General features: G+C 29.7%; 18 protein-coding genes. 17 read left to right on the top strand and 1 reads right to left on the bottom strand.

Annotation, left to right across the window (positions count from 1 at the left end; translation table 11 throughout):
• The first annotated feature begins 336 nt into the window (after positions 1 to 336).
• The 12 genes from JMO20_RS03795 (at position 337) to JMO20_RS03740 (ending at position 11,059) form a co-directional block, all read left to right on the top strand.
• Positions 337 to 669 (top strand): hypothetical protein, encoded by a 333-nt coding sequence (locus JMO20_RS03795; RefSeq protein WP_202708207.1) that lies wholly within the window; start codon positions 337 to 339, stop codon positions 667 to 669.
• A 207-nt stretch (positions 670 to 876) separates the two neighbouring features.
• A complete protein-coding gene (locus JMO20_RS03790) occupies positions 877 to 1,287 on the top strand; it encodes a toprim domain-containing protein (protein WP_202708206.1) in 411 nt (136 codons plus the stop codon).
• A gap of 197 nt (positions 1,288 to 1,484) precedes the next feature.
• The gene (locus JMO20_RS03785; protein WP_202708205.1) at positions 1,485 to 2,507 is read left to right on the top strand and encodes an LCP family protein; all 1,023 of its coding nucleotides are present in this window, start codon (positions 1,485 to 1,487) and stop codon (positions 2,505 to 2,507) included.
• Between the two features lie 60 nt (positions 2,508 to 2,567).
• Positions 2,568 to 3,317: a hypothetical protein gene (locus tag JMO20_RS03780; protein ID WP_202708204.1), complete on the top strand. Its 750-nt coding sequence runs from the start codon at positions 2,568 to 2,570 to the stop codon at positions 3,315 to 3,317.
• 22 nt (positions 3,318 to 3,339) lie between these two features.
• Complete coding sequence (locus JMO20_RS03775; RefSeq protein WP_202708203.1) at positions 3,340 to 4,113, top strand: hypothetical protein; 774 nt, start codon at positions 3,340 to 3,342, stop codon at positions 4,111 to 4,113.
• 361 nt (positions 4,114 to 4,474) lie between these two features.
• Positions 4,475 to 5,227: a glutamate racemase gene (gene murI, locus JMO20_RS03770; RefSeq protein ID WP_202708202.1), complete on the top strand. Its 753-nt coding sequence runs from the start codon at positions 4,475 to 4,477 to the stop codon at positions 5,225 to 5,227.
• A 65-nt stretch (positions 5,228 to 5,292) separates the two neighbouring features.
• Positions 5,293 to 6,237 (top strand): alpha/beta hydrolase, encoded by a 945-nt coding sequence (locus JMO20_RS03765; RefSeq protein WP_202708201.1) that lies wholly within the window; start codon positions 5,293 to 5,295, stop codon positions 6,235 to 6,237.
• A gap of 81 nt (positions 6,238 to 6,318) precedes the next feature.
• Complete coding sequence (locus JMO20_RS03760; RefSeq protein ID WP_202708200.1) at positions 6,319 to 6,759, top strand: GNAT family N-acetyltransferase; 441 nt, start codon at positions 6,319 to 6,321, stop codon at positions 6,757 to 6,759.
• Between the two features lie 343 nt (positions 6,760 to 7,102).
• On the top strand, positions 7,103 to 7,741 hold the full coding sequence (gene yqeK, locus JMO20_RS03755) for a bis(5'-nucleosyl)-tetraphosphatase (symmetrical) YqeK (protein WP_202708199.1): 639 nt from the start codon (positions 7,103 to 7,105) through the stop codon (positions 7,739 to 7,741).
• A gap of 142 nt (positions 7,742 to 7,883) precedes the next feature.
• Positions 7,884 to 8,507 (top strand): NUDIX hydrolase N-terminal domain-containing protein, encoded by a 624-nt coding sequence (locus JMO20_RS03750; RefSeq protein ID WP_202708198.1) that lies wholly within the window; start codon positions 7,884 to 7,886, stop codon positions 8,505 to 8,507.
• Between the two features lie 325 nt (positions 8,508 to 8,832).
• Complete coding sequence (locus JMO20_RS03745) at positions 8,833 to 9,438, top strand: hypothetical protein (protein WP_202708197.1); 606 nt, start codon at positions 8,833 to 8,835, stop codon at positions 9,436 to 9,438.
• Positions 9,439 to 9,622: 184 nt separating this feature from the next.
• Positions 9,623 to 11,059 (top strand): flotillin family protein, encoded by a 1,437-nt coding sequence (locus JMO20_RS03740; protein ID WP_202708196.1) that lies wholly within the window; start codon positions 9,623 to 9,625, stop codon positions 11,057 to 11,059.
• A 166-nt stretch (positions 11,060 to 11,225) separates the two neighbouring features.
• Here the strand turns inward: JMO20_RS03740 and JMO20_RS03735 are convergent, their stop codons facing one another.
• Positions 11,226 to 11,759 carry a hypothetical protein gene (locus JMO20_RS03735; RefSeq protein WP_202708195.1) on the bottom strand — a complete coding sequence of 178 codons (534 nt, stop codon included), beginning with the start codon at positions 11,757 to 11,759 and terminating at the stop codon, positions 11,226 to 11,228.
• A gap of 386 nt (positions 11,760 to 12,145) precedes the next feature.
• On the opposite strand from JMO20_RS03735, the gene JMO20_RS03730 reads away from it, so the two are divergent.
• The 5 genes from JMO20_RS03730 to JMO20_RS03710 all read left to right on the top strand — a co-directional run bounded on the left by JMO20_RS03730 (position 12,146) and on the right by JMO20_RS03710 (position 19,090).
• Positions 12,146 to 13,723 (top strand): methyl-accepting chemotaxis protein, encoded by a 1,578-nt coding sequence (locus JMO20_RS03730; protein WP_202708194.1) that lies wholly within the window; start codon positions 12,146 to 12,148, stop codon positions 13,721 to 13,723.
• A gap of 307 nt (positions 13,724 to 14,030) precedes the next feature.
• A complete protein-coding gene (locus JMO20_RS03725; RefSeq protein ID WP_202708193.1) occupies positions 14,031 to 15,086 on the top strand; it encodes a DmpA family aminopeptidase in 1,056 nt (351 codons plus the stop codon).
• A gap of 212 nt (positions 15,087 to 15,298) precedes the next feature.
• Positions 15,299 to 16,606, top strand: coding sequence for a glutamate--cysteine ligase (locus JMO20_RS03720; protein ID WP_202708192.1), 1,308 nt, complete (start codon positions 15,299 to 15,301; stop codon positions 16,604 to 16,606).
• 16 nt (positions 16,607 to 16,622) lie between these two features.
• The gene (locus tag JMO20_RS03715; RefSeq protein WP_202708191.1) at positions 16,623 to 17,948 is read left to right on the top strand and encodes a glutathionylspermidine synthase family protein; all 1,326 of its coding nucleotides are present in this window, start codon (positions 16,623 to 16,625) and stop codon (positions 17,946 to 17,948) included.
• Between the two features lie 212 nt (positions 17,949 to 18,160).
• Positions 18,161 to 19,090 carry a ketopantoate reductase family protein gene (locus JMO20_RS03710; protein ID WP_202708190.1) on the top strand — a complete coding sequence of 310 codons (930 nt, stop codon included), beginning with the start codon at positions 18,161 to 18,163 and terminating at the stop codon, positions 19,088 to 19,090.
• Positions 19,091 to 19,214 lie beyond the last annotated feature (124 nt).

Genomic DNA, 19,214 nt, shown 5'->3' with positions numbered 1-19,214 from the left:
TCAGGTGGAGTGGAGTCTCCATCTGAAGCCCCGATGTTCTGCTTGAGCAGAACGAGTTCACTATTTTAGTTAAAGGTTATAAAGAGATAACGATAAAGTATTTATATTATTGTGTTATTATCAAATATTAATCGACATAATATGATAATCTTCTTAGTACAATCAATGTTATAATTAAAAAAGCAGAGGATAATATTGTTTTTTATTTAATGAGAAAGGCAATAGATATTTATCTAGTAAGATAAATAAGCTATTATATAAAAATCACAATATACAGTTTGACAATAGTAATTATTCATTTGATATAGTAACAAGAGTATACAGGAGGGATAGAATTTGAAAGATAGTAATGGAAGAAAATTCATACATTGTGAAAAGTGTAAGGGACAAATAAATAATAAAGAAGAGTTAGTTGTAACTACCATCTTGTTTGATATAGTAGCGTATCATGACGAATGTTTTAGTAAAGATATAAAAAAAGCCAAGGGGCTCTTCATAGATAATCGTCCTATCAATGGAAGTTTAGGAAATATAGGTGTAGTAGTGTCGTTAATACTAATTCCTTTAGCATATTATGTATTAGAATATAGGTTTTTAGCATTTGTATTTTTACTTGCTCCATTAATAAAATTCATTTCATGGTTTAAATATGAGAGACATCTTGAGTAGAAATTTTCAAAGAGAAAAATATTAGATAATTAGGCTGAAAGTTTAATATTCATTTTGAAAATAAGTATTTGTAGCTTTATCTTTTCTTGGACTAATTTCAGTATACCTTTAGAATCTACAGTTGAAGAAAAAGGTTAATGAATTAAGTGAAAAAATTGAAAAGATGAATTGAGTAGTCGATATACATAATGGAGAGGGGAAGATAGAATGGCAGTTATTGTAGAACTAAGAAAAACCAAGAAAAGATTTGTTCTTTTAGGTGCGGGATATGGTGCATATAAAGCAACTCGGCCTAGTTTCTTTGGTGGGGACTTATTTCCCAAAGAAGAAGAAGGAATAGTAAAGGCAGTTGCAGTAAGTGATAGTGATGGTAATATTCGTTGGATTAACTCTAATAAGCTAAAGGTGATAGAAATAGATGGAGTGAAAATTGAAAAAATGAAGAATCTCCTAGAAACTGATGATAAGTATCAAAATATTTCAAATTCTCTTGATAAATGTCCAGGTTGTGGAGAGAAAGTATCTTTATATGACAAAGAGTGTCCTGATTGCGGACTAACTTTGATAGATAGTGATTATGAAAAAATATCAGAAATAGCTAAAAATAAAAAGTTATAAATGGAACATAAAGAGAAATATATTAGTCTAATGTATTTAGGGAATAATATATTAGAAATGGTTATTTTATTATATATAATTTGCATAAATTTTTTATATTGATGAAAATAGCTATGATAAAGCTTTAAGGACAGGTATTAATCATAATAGATGGATTATATAGTAGTTCTAAGGGTGTATTTAAAGGAGTGGTTCCAATGAAAAAATATAAATCGAGGATACTAATATTTGCAATTATATTGTTATTGATTTCTGGTAGTGGGTATGCTTATGTCAGACATACGTTGAATAAATTCCATGAAGATAATATTGAAATAGCCGATATTGAAGATGACATTAATAATGAAGAATCAGGAAATGAGATTGATGAAGCAGATGATACTAGTGAAGATAAAAAAGAGAATGATGAAGATAAGAAAGAAGACACGGAAGAACAGGAATTAGATCCTTATGTAAAAATGATAAGAGATAGTGATAGGATAAATATTCTTTGTCTTGGTGTTGCCAATCCTTTAACAGACACAATGATAGTTGTCAGTATTGACCCAGATAAAAATCAAATGGATTTAATATCAGTTCCAAGAGATACTTACTATTATAGAGAAGAATATGCAATGGATTCCTTTCAAAAGATTAATGCTTGTTATGTAGGTAAAACATCTGCTGAGAGAGCACAATCATCAATGAATGCAGTTAGAGATGTTCTAAATATACCTATACATGATTTTGTTAAAATAGAATATAAGGGAGTTGAAGAAATAGTAGATACAATAGGAGGAGTAGAAGTATATATTCCCTTTGATATGGACTATGATGATCAACCAGGAAACCTGCATATTCATTTTAAAAAAGGAAAGAAGCTTTTAAATGGTAAAGAAGCTGTAGAGTTTTTAAGATTTAGAAAGAATAATGATGGGACTCACTCAGATGGCGATTTGGGAAGGATTACAAGGCAGCAAGAATTTATTATGAAAGCTATTGATAAATCTATGGGCTTAGAAATATTAGGGGTAGTAAATGTGGCACAAGATTATATAAGAACTAGTTTGACCGACATTGAAATGCTTTCCTTTGCTAATAGGTTAAGAAAGCTTGATACTGAAAATATAAATTCTTACACCTTACCTGGTGAAGCAAAATATATTAATGGAATAAGTTTTTATGTCAAGGATGAAGAAAAGATAAAAGAGATGATTACAGAAATATATACTAAAGAATAAAGGATTGCAAGAAATATAGATTGTGAACAGCATATTAGAATGATTTGGGGGAGTGATAATATGCCATTAGATATATATGATATAGAGGGAAATCATATTGGGATTGTTCATAAAAAGTATTATGAGGCTGAACAGGCTATAAGTGCATATATGATAGCAATTACTGATTTGTATTCCCATGAAATTAACATCAATATGGATGAAATAAAGGCTTACATGGCTAGCTTATATAATTGTACAACCTTATTTGGAAAGGTTAAGGAAGAAGATCTGGAAAAAGTTATTAAAAGAAAAATGGAAGAAGTAGAGGATGGTAAATATAAAAGCTTAGAATATAATAATTTTATAAAATTGCTATTTTTAATTAACCATTATGGAGATAAATTTGATGAAATTGTTGAGATGGAGATTCCTAAAGATAAGATTAAGGGTTATGTTTTGCTAGATATAAATAAAATTCATTTGCATGAACACAAGCTTGTTATAAATGAAGAACTTGATTATATAGAAAACGAAGTAGTTGAAGGAATATTGCCTATATGTGGTAAGGTAGTAGATTATCCAGTTGTTACGACAGAAATAATGGGTATTAGTGGATTATTCTTAGGTAGTGATTTAACTGATTTAGGCGGGAGAAATCATGTTCATATTACAAGCATTAAAATGAAATCAGGAAATTTTCATCATCATTTAGATATTCCAGTCATGTTAAATGTTAGAAGAAATATGAATATTCAGCTTTATATTATAAATAATAAGATAAAATCTGTTTTTTGTGATGGAGTTATCTATAGGTTCGGGAAGATTTAGACTGGTTTAAGGGGGATTGAATTTGAAAGTTAAGATATTTTTAAGCATTTTAATTGTAGCTTTAGTATTAGGGGGTTGTAGTAATACTAATAAAGGTGATGGCAATTCTTTAGAGAAAGAAGTATCAACACTAACAAGAAATGTGAAAAGTCTTGAAGAGGAAAACCATCAATTAAAAGACTCCTTAAAAGAATTAGAAAAGAAAAATGAAAGCTTAGCTAAGACAATTGATAGAAAAGAGAAAGGTATTACTTATATAGATACATTAGTAGAAGGAAAAGAAACTTTTACTACATATAAAAATATACTAATTAATTTTGGTTCTCCTAAAAAGATAGTAAACATAATAGATGAAGATAATATATATAACCACGGAAGATTTGCAGTATTAGTATACGATGGAATTGAATTCGTTGTGAATTGTAGCGGGGATTCAGATAACCCATTTGCTATTATGAATACTGATAATGTAGTTAGAGTGGATATAACTAGGGAAAAATATAAACTAAATAGAAAATATTTTGATGATATTACAATAGGTTCGTCAGGATTAAATGTAGCAGAAAGATACAATAAAGAGATAAATGAAATTGACTATGATGATGAAGACGATTTTGCTAGCAATATGGAAATAGTAATTAAACAATTAAGAAATGATTTTAATGACTATAACTATGGTAAAGGAATATATTTTTCTGGAGAAATGGAGAATGGTCTTGAACTTGGAGTTGTTTTTTTACTCAATGATAACGGGAGTATTGCTAGGATAATTATGGGGTTACCATCAGCAGGATAAGTCAAGGGTACTGTGATATTAAACTTAAAATATTGCTCTATATATTTAATATTTAAAGGGTCAGCGTTTAGCTGACTTTTAATCTTTAGTAGTCAATCTCCGTTTTGTAGAAAGAAAAAGTATAGTTTTATCTTTTATAGTGTTAGTCAATAATGGTAATAGAAAAGATAAAAACAAAAGGAAGGAAAATCGCCTATAATTGTAGAAAACTTTAAATACTATTTAATTTATGGTAAAAGCAGCTGAATAAGTCGTAAATTGAATAAAATTTCAAGAAATATATTTAGGTTATAAATATGCAATTTTCTCAAATAATTAATTATAAAAAAGATATAGAAGAGTAACTGAACGGAGGTAAACTATGAGAATAGGTATTTTTGATTCTGGGGTAGGGGGAATAACTGTACTAAGGGAAGCTATTAATATATTGCCAGATGCAGATTATATATATTATGCAGATACAGAAAATGTTCCATATGGAACCAAAGAAAAAGAGGTAGTAAAACAATATATATTTAATGCTGCTAGCTTTATGGCAAAGAAAAACATAGATGCTCTAGTAATAGCATGTAATACTGCTACGAGCATAGCTGTTAGAGATTTGAGGGGAATATATGATTTTCCAATCATCGGAATGGAGCCAGCGGTAAAGCCTGCAGTGGAAAATCGAGGAAATAAAAAAGTTTTGGTTACTGCAACTGAGCTAACACTAAAAGAAGAAAAATTTCATAACCTTATTGATAAATTAGACTCAAGGGATATCGTTGATTCTTTACCCTTATCTAAGTTGGTAGAATACGCAGAGAATTTTATATTTGATAATGAAATTATAATTAAATACTTGGATGAGCAATTATCAAAATACGATTTAGAGGAATATGGTACTATCGTTTTAGGTTGTACACATTTTCCTTTCTATAGAGAATGTTTTAAGAAGGTGGTACCAAATCATATAGATATAATTGATGGTAATATTGGAACTGTTAATCATATGAGAAATCTTCTTGCAGAGAAAGAAGTTATAAACTCTTATGGAAAAGGTAGCAGAACATTCTATTCGTCGGGCAAAGAGGATAAGGAAAGATTAAAGAGATATTTAGATATTTTAGAATAGTAAGATTGTTTTTTATATTCGGGACTAATAACATGTGTTTGTTCTTTAAAAGGGGGAAGATCAAAATGCAATGTATAGACTTTAAATTTAGGGGTTCTGATGGAAAGGAAATTTATGCAACTAAATATATATGTAATGCTCCTATAGGAGTAGTACAAATAGCCCATGGGATGACTGAACATAGAAAAAGATATGATGAGTTTGCTAGGGAACTTTGTAATGCTGGATATAATGTATATATAAATGATCACAGAGGTCATGGAGAAACTGCTGGAAGTGATAAAGAGTTAGGATTTTTTGCAGCTGATAATGGGTGGGATATTGTATTATCAGATATGCTTATACTAACTGAGAGAATAAAAGAGGATTATTCTGAATTGCCAATATACTTATTTGGACATAGCATGGGGTCTTTTTTAGCAAGGACTTATATAACTAGATATGGCGACCAGATAAAAGGTACTATTATATGTGGTACAGGACAGCTTAATTTGGGATTAATAAATACTGTTATTCCATTAGCTAAACTTGAGTCAAAGATAAGGGGAAATAGAAGCAAGAATAGCGCTATTGAAAAGATATTATTTATGTTCCATAACAATGGAATCAAGCCTAAAAGAACAAAATATGACTGGCTTTCTAGAGATTCTAAAGTCGTGGATGAATACATAAATGACAAATATTGTGGATTTAGTTGTACTACTTCATTTTATAAAGATTTATTAAATGGAATGAAATATATAGCTGATATAGAAAATTATAAGACTATTCCTAAAGATTTGTCCATGCTGTTGATTTCGGGAGAAAAAGATCCAGTAGGGAATATAGGATTAGGAATAGAAAAAATAGTAGAAAATTATAAAGCTTTAAGATTAAAAAAGGTAGACTATAGGATTTACTCTGAGTGTAGACATGAAATATTAAATGAATTAAATAAAGAAAAAGTATATGAAGATGTTATCAAATGGTTGAGAACTAATAGCCAAGAACAAGCCGTTAAAATCCCTTAAGAAAGGGGTTTTATTTTATCGCTCATGAAAAATATGGTAATATTGTTATATATTCTTTATTTAACTAAGGAGGATAATAAAATGGATTGGCAAATAAAGCATTTTAAAGAATTGGATACAATGGAATTATATAAGATTATAAAGGAAAGGGTAGATGTTTTCGTTGTAGAACAAAATTGCCCTTATCCAGAGTGTGACAATAAGGATTTGGAATCATATCATATCTTTTCAATTGATGAGGGTAATATTGTTGCATATGCTAGAATCTTGCCTAAAGGTATCTCCTATAATGAGGTATCTATTGGTAGAGTGTTAGTGAATCAAAAATATAGGAAGCAAGGATTAGGTAAAGAATTAATGGAGAACACTTTGAGGTTTATTAAGGATGAGTTAAATGAAACTAATATAAGGATTTCTGCTCAAGAATATTTATTCAAGTTCTATTGTGAGTTGGGATTTGAACAGGTTTCAGAAATATACCTAGAAGATGGCATACCACATTTAGAGATGATATATATATAAGAAGATAAGAAGTAATAGCATATTAGTAATAGCACAAAGGGGTGACTATATGGAATATAACTTTATAAATGGACTTGAGCTGAATAAAGGATATTATGAGGAGGTTATTAAAGGTATCATAGAAAGGAATGATGAGACGCTTCTGAATTGTAGATTATAATAGTATGTTGGAAAGAAATCAAAAATATACAATATAGTAATGTAAGGCTAATACAGCAGGGAGTTAAAAGCTAAATGTATAGGGAATGATTATGCATATGTACTTAGATGTAGATTCAGTAAAGATGAATTATAAATAAACTTCATTATATAGATTTTTAAAGGATTTAACTAGGAGGTATCTATGCTAAAGATTTATGAAAGGTACTTTGACGAAATAATAGATGATTTAAGATTATCGGGAGATATTGAAAAGGACAGCTATAATATACTTATCAATAGAGGACGAAACAGAACTGCTGATCATAGCAGTAAGGTTGCTGAAGAATGCAAAAGATTAGCAAGAAGATTTGGTGAAAGAGAAGAAATAGCTGCTGTAGCAGGATATTTACACGATATAAGTGCTTTAATTCCTAATGAACATAAGTTAGAAATAGCAAAGGAATTAGAGTTAGAAATATTACCTGAGGAAGAAGAATTCCCAATGATACTTCATCAAAAAATATCAAGGGTTATAGCAAGGGATATTTGGAAGATAACTAATCAAGAAATTTTGAGTGCAATAGAATGTCATACAACATTAAAGAAAAATTCTAGTTCTTTGGATATGATATTGTTTATATCTGATAAGCTACAATGGGATCAAGATGGAGAACCACCGTATATAAAGGAGTTAAAAAAGGGATTAGATATTTCTTTAGAGCAAGCTTCATTTAATTTTATTAAACATCTACTTGATAATAAGTCTGAACTAAAAGTAATTCATCCGTGGTTATTAGATGCGTATAATGATTTGAAAATCAAGTTAAATGTTAATGATTAATAATTTGTTAAAGTCATAATCAATGAAGAGTAGTATAATAAGATTAATTATTTTTAGAATTCTATGATAAGATAATTAAGATTACTAGGAATAAAAGAACAGAGTACACTATCAAATATAACTATGGAAGGAGTTTAATCATATGAATAATGAACCTAAGTGGCTTGAATGGGCAAAGAAACTCCAAGCTTTAGCTCAATCAGGCTTAGCATATAGCGATAATAAATATGACATAGAAAGGTTTGAAGAAATAAGAAATATTAGCATAGATATGATAAATCAATATACAGATATTAATCATAAAAAGGTGAGAGATTTATTTGCTAGTGAGAGGGGTTATCAAACTCCTAAAGTAGATGTTAGAGCGGCTATATTTAAAGATAATAAGATTCTATTAATTAAAGAGCAAATAGATGGATTATGGGCTATGCCAGGAGGATGGGCAGATATAGATACATCTTTGAGGGAAGCATTAATAAAAGAATCCAAAGAGGAAGCAGGAGCTGATGTTGAACCTAAAAGAGTTATTGCTATATTAGACCGAAGGAAACACAATCCCTATCCATTTCCTTTTGGCTTATATAAAATATTTGTCGAATGTGATTATCTAGGGGGTGAATTTCAAAGTAATATTGAAACCCTAGAGGCTAAATTTTTTAAATTAGAAGATTTACCACCTTTATCATTAGGAAGAAATACAAAAGAGCAGATAGCTATGTGTTTTGAAGCAAGGAAAAAGAATTGTCATGAGACTATATTTGACTAATATAACTATATATTTTAATAATAAGTGGTTTGTGGACAAGCTTATGACTTAAAGTAGAAAAATTGATTTGAATAAAGTAAAATAAAATCAAAAATAGGCGTATTTTATAGAATATTTATTTATATATATATTTTATATATAAATTGGAAGGATTTTAAATTTTTTTATAGAAATTGTATATTATGATTGTCTTGTGAAACTTTCGACAATACAAAATGTCTGCTATAAATATTTAGTTCTATAAACTAATAGCTTAATATATTATTAAATAACGCTTTTTTAAAAATAAAAGCTATCTTTTATAATATGAAAGGGAGGGATTTCATTGTCAGAATGGTGGAGTAATATTCCTGCATTTGAAAGGATTTTTTGGTATTTTGCTATTCCTTTTACCGTATTATTTTCGATTCAAGCCATACTTACATTGCTAGGAGTAGGAGGCGGAGGAGAATTTGACGTAGATGATGGCAGCGGTATGGGCGATTTTGATGGAGATGATGGTGGAGGATTCCAAGATGGTGGTTCATTTCCTGTATTTACAATAAAGAACTTCATTATTTTCTTCACTGTATTTGGGTGGACTGGTATTGCAGCAACTAATTCTGGATTAAATAATGTGGTAACAGTTATATTAGCTGTTTTATTAGGATTAATAGTTATGTTTATTGTGGCTGGTATATTTTACTTTATGAGTAGAATGACTGAAAGTGGAAATATTAGCTTAAGGAATGCTGTAAATAATTATGGTGAGGTTTATTTAACTATACCAGGCAAGAGGAGCGGTATGGGAAAAGTACAAATGAAGATACAAGGATCTATTAGAGAAGTAGATGCTATGACTGATGATAATAAAATATCAACAGGGTCTACTGTTAAGATTATAGATATAATTAATGACTCTATATTATTGGTAGAGAGGATAAAGGATTAATTTTACTTATTGTTTTGTAAGATTTATGTATTATGTTAGTAAGTGATGAGATTGCATATTATTTTTTCAATAATACCTTTTAATAATGGTTTTTTACAATAAAAATCCATGTAAGATTAGAGGCTATAGTTATAAATTATGCGATTTCTTCAAATAAAAAAATAAAAAAAGAGGGGGTATTTAAATGGGTGGCATTTATCCTGTAGTGTTAATAACAGTAATTGCAGTAGTAATATTTGTTACTATAGCGGCCATATTTGCAAGATATAAGAGATGTCCTTCTGATAGAATTCTTGTTGTATATGGTAAGGTAGGTAAAGGTAGTGATGGAGCATTCACTTCATCTAAATGTATTCATGGTGGGGCAGCTTTTGTATGGCCTGTGTTCCAAAGCTATGAATTTTTGGATTTAACTCCTATTTCTATTGAAGTAAACTTAACAAATGCTCTTAGTAAGCAGAATATAAGGGTTGACGTACCTTCTAGATTTACAGTTGGTATTTCTACAGAGCCAGGAGTTATGACAAATGCAGCTGAAAGACTTTTGGGATTACAATTAGAAGAAATAAGAGAATTAGCTAAGGACATTATTTTTGGGCAGTTAAGATTAGTAATTGCTACTATGGATATTGAAGAAATCAATACTGATAGAGATAAATTCCTTGCAGCAGTTTCAAGCAATGTTGAATCTGAATTAAAGAAAATAGGTCTTAGATTAATAAATGTTAACGTTACTGATATTAAAGATGAATCAGGTTACATAGAGGCATTAGGTAAAGAAGCAGCAGCTAAAGCTATTAATGATGCTAAGAAAACTGTTGCTGAGAAGAATCGTGATGGTTCTATTGGTCAGGCTAATGCTAAGCGTGATGAGAGAATTCAAGTATCAGAGGCTAACTCTAAGGCAGTAGAAGGTGAAAATAAAGCACAAATTACAATTGCTAATGCTGAATCTGAAAGAAGGCAGAAAGAGGCAGAAGCTGAAAGAAAAGCTTCTGCAGCTGAGAAGGTTCAAGGTGCAAAGGCATTGGAAGAGGCTTACTATGCAGAGCAAGAGGCAGAAAAAGCACGTGCTGAAAGAGAAAGAGCTACTAGAGTTGCAGACGTTGTAGTTAAAGCTGAAATAGATAAGCAAAAAGTTGAGATAGATGCAGAAGCCGAAGCCGAAAAAACACGTCGTCATGCTAAAGGTGAAGCCGATGGTCAATTATTAAAAATGCAAGCTGAAGCACAAGGTATTATGGAAATCTTGAGTAAGCAAGCTGATGGTTTTGAAAGACTTGTTAAGGCAGCAGGTGGAAACTCTAAGGATGCAGTTACTCTTATGATAGCTGATAAGCTTCCAGAGCTAGTTGAAAAACAAGTTGAAGCTATTAAAAATATTAAAATAGATAAGATAACTGTTTGGGATTCATTAGGAGGAAATGGAAATGGTACTCCTTCAACAGCAAACTTTATTTCAGGAATGCTAAAATCTCTACCACCATTTGAAGATGTCTTTAATATGGCAGGTATGGAGCTTCCTAATTATTTAAAAGGAAAGTCCCTTGATGAAGATGAAAAAGTGGAAGTAGCTGAAGAGGTAAAGGTAGTAGAGGAAACACCAGAGACTGAAGAATAAAGTTTCACAAATAAATAATAAGATTAAAAGATGCTAAGTATATGAATCTTCATATACTTAGCATCTTTTTTATCTTATATTTACTTATAATTAACAAAGGAAACATTAATATGATAGAATCCTTTAAAATCATTAATTATAATGAAATAAGCAAGAGTGTAAGATTTTAATCAAAATAACTTCTATAGATGAGTTCAATGGTTGCTACCTTGCTATTGGAAGTAACTGGTCCATTTACTCTAGTTAAATCATTTCTATCAAAATCAAAGATTAGTAGAGTATCATCAGAAACTTTAAACCATCCATTAACAGGCTGGTCAGTATGTATATCTACCAGTTCTTTGTACTTTTTCCTATAGTTTTTTAGAACCTCTTGAGCATTGTCTCCTACCTTTGCGTTTAAAGCAGTCTTTACATTAGATTCATTTATAGTGATAGTTATTATCTCTTTTGTATTTTTTCCAATGTATATATCTAAACCATTATCATAATGCCAAATATAGTAATCTTCACCTACATAATTACTAACATCATCAACATATTCTTCAGTATAATCATTACCAAGCTTGTTTAAAACCTTTGACTGAGAATCACCTAAGCTCAGTCCATATAAATCTAAAGGTGGCTGTTGTGACCCAGCAAATACAGAATAACTAAAAACTATAATAATTATCAAAGATAATATAATAAGCTTTTTCATATATATACTTCCTTCCATAAATTTTTATATCAATATTTACTTATTAATTTGATACCCATGGGTAGAGTTAATAAACTTATGAAAATATTCTATAGTTAAAATAGAAATCATATTATGAAATTACAAAATTTGTATATATTTAACAAATATTCAAATCACAATAAAAGCACCTGAAAACAAGTTAATAAGAGACCTATAAAAATTAAGTGAATATATTAAACCATAAATATAAATCATTTTATGAAAAAGGACGGTGATTTATATAACAATATAACAAAAAAACATTTACTTTTCATAAAAAAAGGAGTTATGTAATTAATTGTAGAAAAGATAGGAAATAAGCGATACTTTTATAAATGTTAAATTTATATGGAGGTGAATCAGTTTTGATTAAACCTAAGGCAAGAAATTTTTTATTTTTTATAGTTGCACTTATTAGTTTCTTAGGATTATTATTATTAACTCAATTTACTGAAGCTATGGTGATTTATATTCTGGTCATTCTAGGATTAGCTATATTCCTTACTATATTATTTAATTATTCATCTAAAGCTTCATTAAAAGCTATATCAAAGATTGTTGGGAGAATTAATAAAAACGATTTAATCTTTGACGTTAATAGCAAGAAATACGGATTAGATAAGAAAACACTTGAATCAATAAATCTGATGCTAAAGGAACTTAAAGAAAACTTTAAACAGCAAGTTAATATTTCTACTGAGATCACACAGATCAGTGATAAATTGACAAGCATATCAAATGAATCTAAGAGTGCAATGGAGTCTATAGAAACATCTATTGAAGCGGTAAGTCAAGATAGTGAAGGACAAAGTATAAAACTTAAAGAGATTAGTGATAGTGTTGCAAGTGGAGTTAAAGCGCTAAAGAAAATCAATGAAGAAGTGGAAGGAACTATAGAATTTGCAGAAAAATCAATACTGTCTGCCCAAGAAGGTATACAATCTACAAAAACAATTCATTCAAAGATGGAAAAGACTAGAGAATTAACTGTATCAACTACTAATGAAGTGGACTCTCTCAGAGAACAATCGAAATCAATTGTAAAGCTTGTTGAAACTATAAATAATATATCTGAGGAAATCAATATGTTAGCATTAAATGCTTCTATAGAAGCTGCAAGAGCTGGAGAATCAGGAAAAGGGTTTGCGGTAGTGGCACAGGAAGTCGGAAAATTAGCAGGAGAGACAGGTAAAGTCTCCAAGGAAATAGAAATTTTAGCTACTAAATTTGAAGAAGAAATAGTCTCTATTTCAAAATCTATGGATGAAGAAGCAGAGAGTGTAGAAGAAGGCTATATAATGGTAGAAGAAACTATAGATAAATTCAATATCATAAATGAAAACTTAAAAACATCCATAGACAAGATAAAGGATATTGGTATGACATTTAAAAATGTAAGTGATGGTAATAGGCAAATAGCTAGTGCCATTGAGGAAATAACTGAATTCTCTCAGGAAATTTCAGGTCAGATGCAAGAATCTTCTTCTCAAACTACATTACAAAATGAAAAATCATCAGATATACAGGATATTATTGAGGAACTTAATGAGAGAGCAGATTTTATGCAGCAGTATGTAACAAGCAAAGTTATGGAAGGTAAAATGTTAAGAGATGTAAAGAAGATAAAAAAGGAATTAATCAATAAAGCTCCTAATGATGAAATGATTAACAATCTAATTAAGGAAACCGGAGTAGATATAATCTATATGACTAATCCTCAAGGGATAGTTAAATATTGTAATGATAAGAGTGCCATAAATCTTGATTTATATGAAATTGACCCTATTTATCTTGCTTTAAAGAATAGTGAATCAGACTATATTACAACTCCAGTTAAAAAACGTGTTGAGGATGGTAAGTTGTTTAAATTTTTAGCTATAATAGATGAGAAGGGAATTATCTATCAAGTAGGACTCTCGATTGAATCTTTGTTAAAGTTTTAATATTGAAATATTAATTTAGTTTATTATTATGAATAAATTACACTATATTTCAATTAGCAAATAAAAAAGAGTAATTAATATAATACTAAAGATTATAAAGACTCTTGCCTAATTAATTAGGTTAGAGTCTTTATATTTAGTTGTGATTTTATGTCATCACTTATATATAATCTGTTTTAAGTTAAGAAAAAATCGAAATTAGAGGAATTTTATTTAGAATAGCGAAATATATTATTATATTATATAATTAAATATATGAGCAATTGTTTATATAAAGAAATATTGAAATAGTTCGGAGTGAGAATATATGAAAAACCAAAAAAGAATCAGAGGCTATGGAATTGAAATAGGTGAGATGACCTGTGGGGTAAGAAACTCTATCACAGATGTTAAAGGGGTTGAAGTTGGACATATAACTCTTAATGAAAATGACATAAAAACTGGAGTTACAGCAATATTACCTCATCAAGACAATCTTTTTAAAGAAAAGCTAATAGCTGCCAGTTATGTCATAAATGGATTTGGTAAGACTATAGGGACTATTCAAATTAATGAACTGGGAACAATTGAAACTCCAATAATCTTAACAAATACTCTAAGTGTGGGAGTTGGGGCAAATGCTCTTGTAAAATATATGCTAGAAGATAATGATGATATTGGAAAAACTACTGGCACTGTAAACCCTATTGTATGTGAATGTAATGATGCCTATTTAAATGATATTAGAGGGTTTCATGTAAATAAAGAACATATTCTATGTGCTATTGCAAACGCGTCACCAGAATTTGAAGAAGGGGCAGTGGGTGCAGGTACTGGTATGTCATGTTATGGACTAAAGGGTGGTATTGGAACGGCTTCTAGAATTCTTAAATTAGATGATAGAGAATATACAGTTGGAATCTTAGTGCTAAGCAATTTTGGTCGAGGTAAAAATTTAATAATAGATGGAATTAAGGCAGGGCAAAAAGTCGAAGAAATTAAAAAAGCAAGGGACAATTCTGATGATAAAGGATCAATAATAATGATATTAGCAACAGACATACCTATGACTTCTAGACAGCTAAAACGAATTTCAAAAAGAGCAGGAGTTGGATTGAGTAGAACTGGTTCTTACATGGGGCATGGAAGTGGAGAAATAGTTATTTCCTTTAGCACTGCAAATAGGATAAAACATTATGAAAAAAATGCAATATGCAATTTTAAAATTTTTAATGAAAATAAGATTGATGATGTGTTTACAGCAGTGGCAGAAGTAACCGAGGAAGCAGTTTTGAACTCGTTAATATGTGCTGATACCACTATTGGAAGAGATGGCCATGTGAGATATTCACTTAAGAATTATATTGGAGAAATTTTAAAATAATATTAATAAATGATTGTAATAGCTAGTTAACAAATCAATCAATTATTAGATTCTTTATATTGACAATATTTATTTCCTTGGAAATGCTAATGAGGATATGTTGAAATTTTAAGCTTCAATTATGAGTAAAACTTTTTAAAAAGGGTATTTAATTATAGTTTATAGGAAAAAAAGTAGATAATATATATAGGCTGAACAAAAGGGGTGTATTTATGGACTATGGGAATCAAGTTAGTGAAATAGCAAAATACTTTAAAGAGAATGAGAAAAAACGAGAAAATTTTAAACTTGGAATAGAATTTGAACACTTCATTGTCGAGAAAGAGACTTTAGAAGCTGTATCATACTATGGAGATAAAGGAATAGAGGATACTTTAAGAAAACTTTTGCCTAATGGATGGAGTGGAAATTTTCAAGATGGATACTTATTAGGACTTAGCAAGGGAAAGAAATTTGTATCTTTAGAACCTGGTAGTCAGTTGGAATTAAGTATAGGACCATGTCAAAGTATAACTGATATTAAAAATGAATATATAGAATTTCTAGACGAGATAATACCTATATTGGAAGAGAAGGGCCACTATCTTATGGCTATTGGGTATCAACCAAAAAGTAAAATAGATGAAATAAAGATGATACCTAAAAATAGATATGGATATATGTTTAATTACTTTAAGAGTAAGGGAAAATATGCCCATAATATGATGAAAGGAACTGCTTCCATTCAAGTAACTGTAGACTTTGAATCAGAAGAGGATTATATTAGAAAGTTTAAGATAGCCAATGTTTTGTCCCCAGTTTTATATGCAATTTTTGATAATTCTCCTATTTTCGAAGGACAAGTTTGGAAAGAAAATTGCTTAAGAACAGATATATGGGCTAACTGTGATAACGACAGATGTGGAATTGTAGAGTTGGGATTAGATAAGGATTTTAATTATAGCAAATATGCTGAGTATATATTAAATAGGCCACCTATTTTTGTTAATAAGGATAATGAAATAATCTTTACAGGTGAAAAAAAGTATAGGGAATTATTTGACCCTGATGATTATTCAACTGAAGAGCTTGAGCACGTATTGACTATGTTTTTCCCTGATGTAAGGACTAAGAAGTTTATCGAGATAAGAATGGCCGATGCTGTACCCTATCCATTTAACTTCGCGCCAATAGCTTTTTGGAAGGGGCTAATGTATAACGAAGAAGCATTAAATGAAGCATATGAAGGATTAAAAAGCATAGATATAGAAGATGTGAAGGCTGCGAAGGTCGATATTATTAAACATGGCTTAGAAGGTAAGTTAAAAGGACAATCGGTTAGGGAAATTGGAAAATGGATTATTGATTTAGCAAGAAGAGGCCTTGATGAGGATGAAAAGAAATATCTTATACCTATGGAAGAAATATTAACTCAGGGAAAGACTCCAGCTCAAATGTCTAAGGAACAAATGAGTTTAGGCAGAAATAAGGCATTGGATTGGTGTATAGTTAATAATACATTAGAAGAAATTAAAAAGTAAGAGAAGAGGTGCTATTATGAAAGCTTCAAATATATCAAAAGAATATTTAGAAATAGTAAAGAAGGATGAGGATAGATATTATAAAGATTATGAACAGACAGTTGATGCCGTTGCCAATTCCAATGCTAAATATAAGGGGGAGCCAATACCATTTTTATACCAGCCTATAATATTTACCCAAGAGGATATTGATAATTTTAAACAAATAGGAAAAACTTTAATTTCGATAACAAATAAGGTAGTTGATAAATATATTGAATCTCCGAAGTTTAGAAAAAAATTTGGTTATTCTAAGCTGTTAGAAGAGCTAATATTGGCTGATCATGGATATGATATAAATGTGCCAATTGGTAGATTTGACATTTTCTATGGTGGCGGAGATAATTTTAAATTCTGCGAATTAAACACCGATGGATCTTCTGCAATGAATGAAGATAATACTTTGGCTAGAATAATTTTAGATAGTAAGCCAATAGTAGAAATGAAAGAAAAGTATGATATAAATTATTTTGAGCTAATATATAGTTGGGTAGAAGAAAGTATTAATATATATAATACCTTTGACAATGCTGTTGACAAGCCAAACGTGGCAATCGTTGATTTTGAAGGTAGTGGAACTCCAGCAGAATTTGAAGAGTTTAAGAAAGCATATATTGATAAGGGATATAATGCAGTGATAGTTGACCCTAGACAGTTAAAATATAATAATGGCAAATTATATTTTGAAGATATGGAAATTAATTTAGTTTATAGAAGAATAGTTACTAGAGAGTTAGTTGATAGAAGTGATGAAATTCAAGATTTTATCCAAGCATATAAGGATAAGGCAGTTTGTGTAATAGGGCCAATAAAATCTCAAATCATGCACAATAAAATTATTTTTAAAATACTACATGATGAAGATACTTTAGAATTCTTGAATGAAAATGAAAGGGAGTATATTAAAAAGCATGTACCATATACAATAGAATTTGAGAATGATAGAGAAATATTTAATGAAGCGCTAGAAAATAAAGATAGATATGTAGTTAAGCCTAGAGATTTATATGCTTCTAAGGGAGTGTATGTTGGCAGAGATTTTAATGAAGAAGATTGGAGACAAAAACTTGAAGAGTGTTGGGAACATGACTATTTATTACAAGAGTTCTGCCAGCCATATAAGCAAGAACTAGTACAATTTAAAGATAGTGGGATGGAGGTTAATAAGTTTAATCATATTCTAGGACTATTTATGTACAATGAAAAGCTTAAGGGTCTATATACTAGGGTTGGAAGTAATAATATAGTTTCAGGATTGCACGGATATTATACTGTACCTAACTTATTATTTACTGAGAAATAAACTTATTAATAACTGAAATAAAATGCCGCAAAGATATATATTTTAATAATACGCATTAATATAGAACATCCACAAAACAATAAGTAACCTACAGAGAAAAGCTATATAGCTAGTGTATTTAAAATCACTATGCTATAGTTATCACTTTTAAAGCCCTGTAATGTACTTATATTATAAAAGTGGATGTTTTTATTTTAAAGGAGAGGATATATATGAATGCTATTAACAGAGTATCATTAATTGGACTAGGAGCTATAGGTGGAACTTATGCAAGTAAATTAGAAAAAACAAAAGGCGTAAGATTAAGTATTATAGCTGATGAAAATAGGTCTCAGAGATATTCAAAAAATGGATTTATAATTAATAGTGAGTCTTTTAAGTTTGGTTGTGTAACTCCTAAAACAAAGGTTGAACCATCAGATTTAATAATTATATCTGTAAAATTTCATCAGCTTAACCAAGCTCTTGAAGATATTAAAAATCATGTAGGTCCTAACACTATAATTTTATCCTTACTTAATGGGATATCTAGTGAAAGAATAATTAGAGATAAATTTCCATCTAATAAGGTTTTATATGGGGTTGTTCTATCAATAAGTGCAGTTAGAGAAGGGAATAAGATAACTTATGCAGATACTGCAAAAATACATTTTGGAGAAGAGAACAATAGCATATTATCACAGGAAGTAAAGCTGGTAAAAGACTTATTTGAAAGAAGTAATATAGGTTATATTATTCCAGAGGATATGATTAGAACTCTATGGTGGAAATTTATGTTCAATGTTGGAATTAATCAAACATCAGCTATACTGGGAGCTCCTTTTGAGGTGTATAAAAAAGTAAAGGAAGCAGAAAACTTTCTGAGAGATACTATGTATGAGGTTATGGGATTAGGCCAAAAACTAGATATTAAATTAGATGAGAATGATATTGAGTATTTTATAAACCACGTTTATTCATTACCACCTAATGGCAAAACTTCAATGTTACAGGATATTGAAGGAAAAAGAAAGACTGAAGTTGAAATGCTAGCAGGAACTATTTGTCAGTTAGGAGAAGAAAATAATATAGAAACTCCTATAAATAAAATGATTTTAAACATAATTCGTTCAATGGAGCTTATGAATGAATCTAAAGAATAATACAAGGTTCTTATAATTATTTAACCATTAGTGCGTAAGTCTCCCATCTTCTATAAGTGGAAGATGTAAGCACTATTATTATTTAGACTCGATGTCTAAATAATAATAATTTGACACCACTATA

Origin of the sequence: Sporosalibacterium faouarense (genome assembly GCF_016765695.1) — a bacterium.
Classification (GTDB): Bacteria; Bacillota; Clostridia; order Tissierellales; family VENL01; genus Sporosalibacterium; species Sporosalibacterium faouarense.
This window is presented reverse-complemented; position numbering and strand designations above follow the sequence as displayed.

Coding starts and splice junctions, on each gene's coding strand:
- JMO20_RS03790 (WP_202708206.1), top strand. CDS start 877: ATGGCAGTTATTGTAGAACTAAGAAAAACCAAGAAAAGATTTGTTCTT.
- JMO20_RS03785 (WP_202708205.1), top strand. CDS start 1,485: ATGAAAAAATATAAATCGAGGATACTAATATTTGCAATTATATTGTTA.
- JMO20_RS03780 (WP_202708204.1), top strand. CDS start 2,568: ATGCCATTAGATATATATGATATAGAGGGAAATCATATTGGGATTGTT.
- murI (WP_202708202.1), top strand. CDS start 4,475: ATGAGAATAGGTATTTTTGATTCTGGGGTAGGGGGAATAACTGTACTA.
- JMO20_RS03765 (WP_202708201.1), top strand. CDS start 5,293: ATGCAATGTATAGACTTTAAATTTAGGGGTTCTGATGGAAAGGAAATT.
- JMO20_RS03760 (WP_202708200.1), top strand. CDS start 6,319: ATGGATTGGCAAATAAAGCATTTTAAAGAATTGGATACAATGGAATTA.
- yqeK (WP_202708199.1), top strand. CDS start 7,103: ATGCTAAAGATTTATGAAAGGTACTTTGACGAAATAATAGATGATTTA.
- JMO20_RS03750 (WP_202708198.1), top strand. CDS start 7,884: ATGAATAATGAACCTAAGTGGCTTGAATGGGCAAAGAAACTCCAAGCT.
- JMO20_RS03740 (WP_202708196.1), top strand. CDS start 9,623: ATGGGTGGCATTTATCCTGTAGTGTTAATAACAGTAATTGCAGTAGTA.
- JMO20_RS03735 (WP_202708195.1), bottom strand. CDS start 11,759: ATGAAAAAGCTTATTATATTATCTTTGATAATTATTATAGTTTTTAGT.
- JMO20_RS03725 (WP_202708193.1), top strand. CDS start 14,031: ATGAAAAACCAAAAAAGAATCAGAGGCTATGGAATTGAAATAGGTGAG.
- JMO20_RS03720 (WP_202708192.1), top strand. CDS start 15,299: ATGGACTATGGGAATCAAGTTAGTGAAATAGCAAAATACTTTAAAGAG.
- JMO20_RS03715 (WP_202708191.1), top strand. CDS start 16,623: ATGAAAGCTTCAAATATATCAAAAGAATATTTAGAAATAGTAAAGAAG.
- JMO20_RS03710 (WP_202708190.1), top strand. CDS start 18,161: ATGAATGCTATTAACAGAGTATCATTAATTGGACTAGGAGCTATAGGT.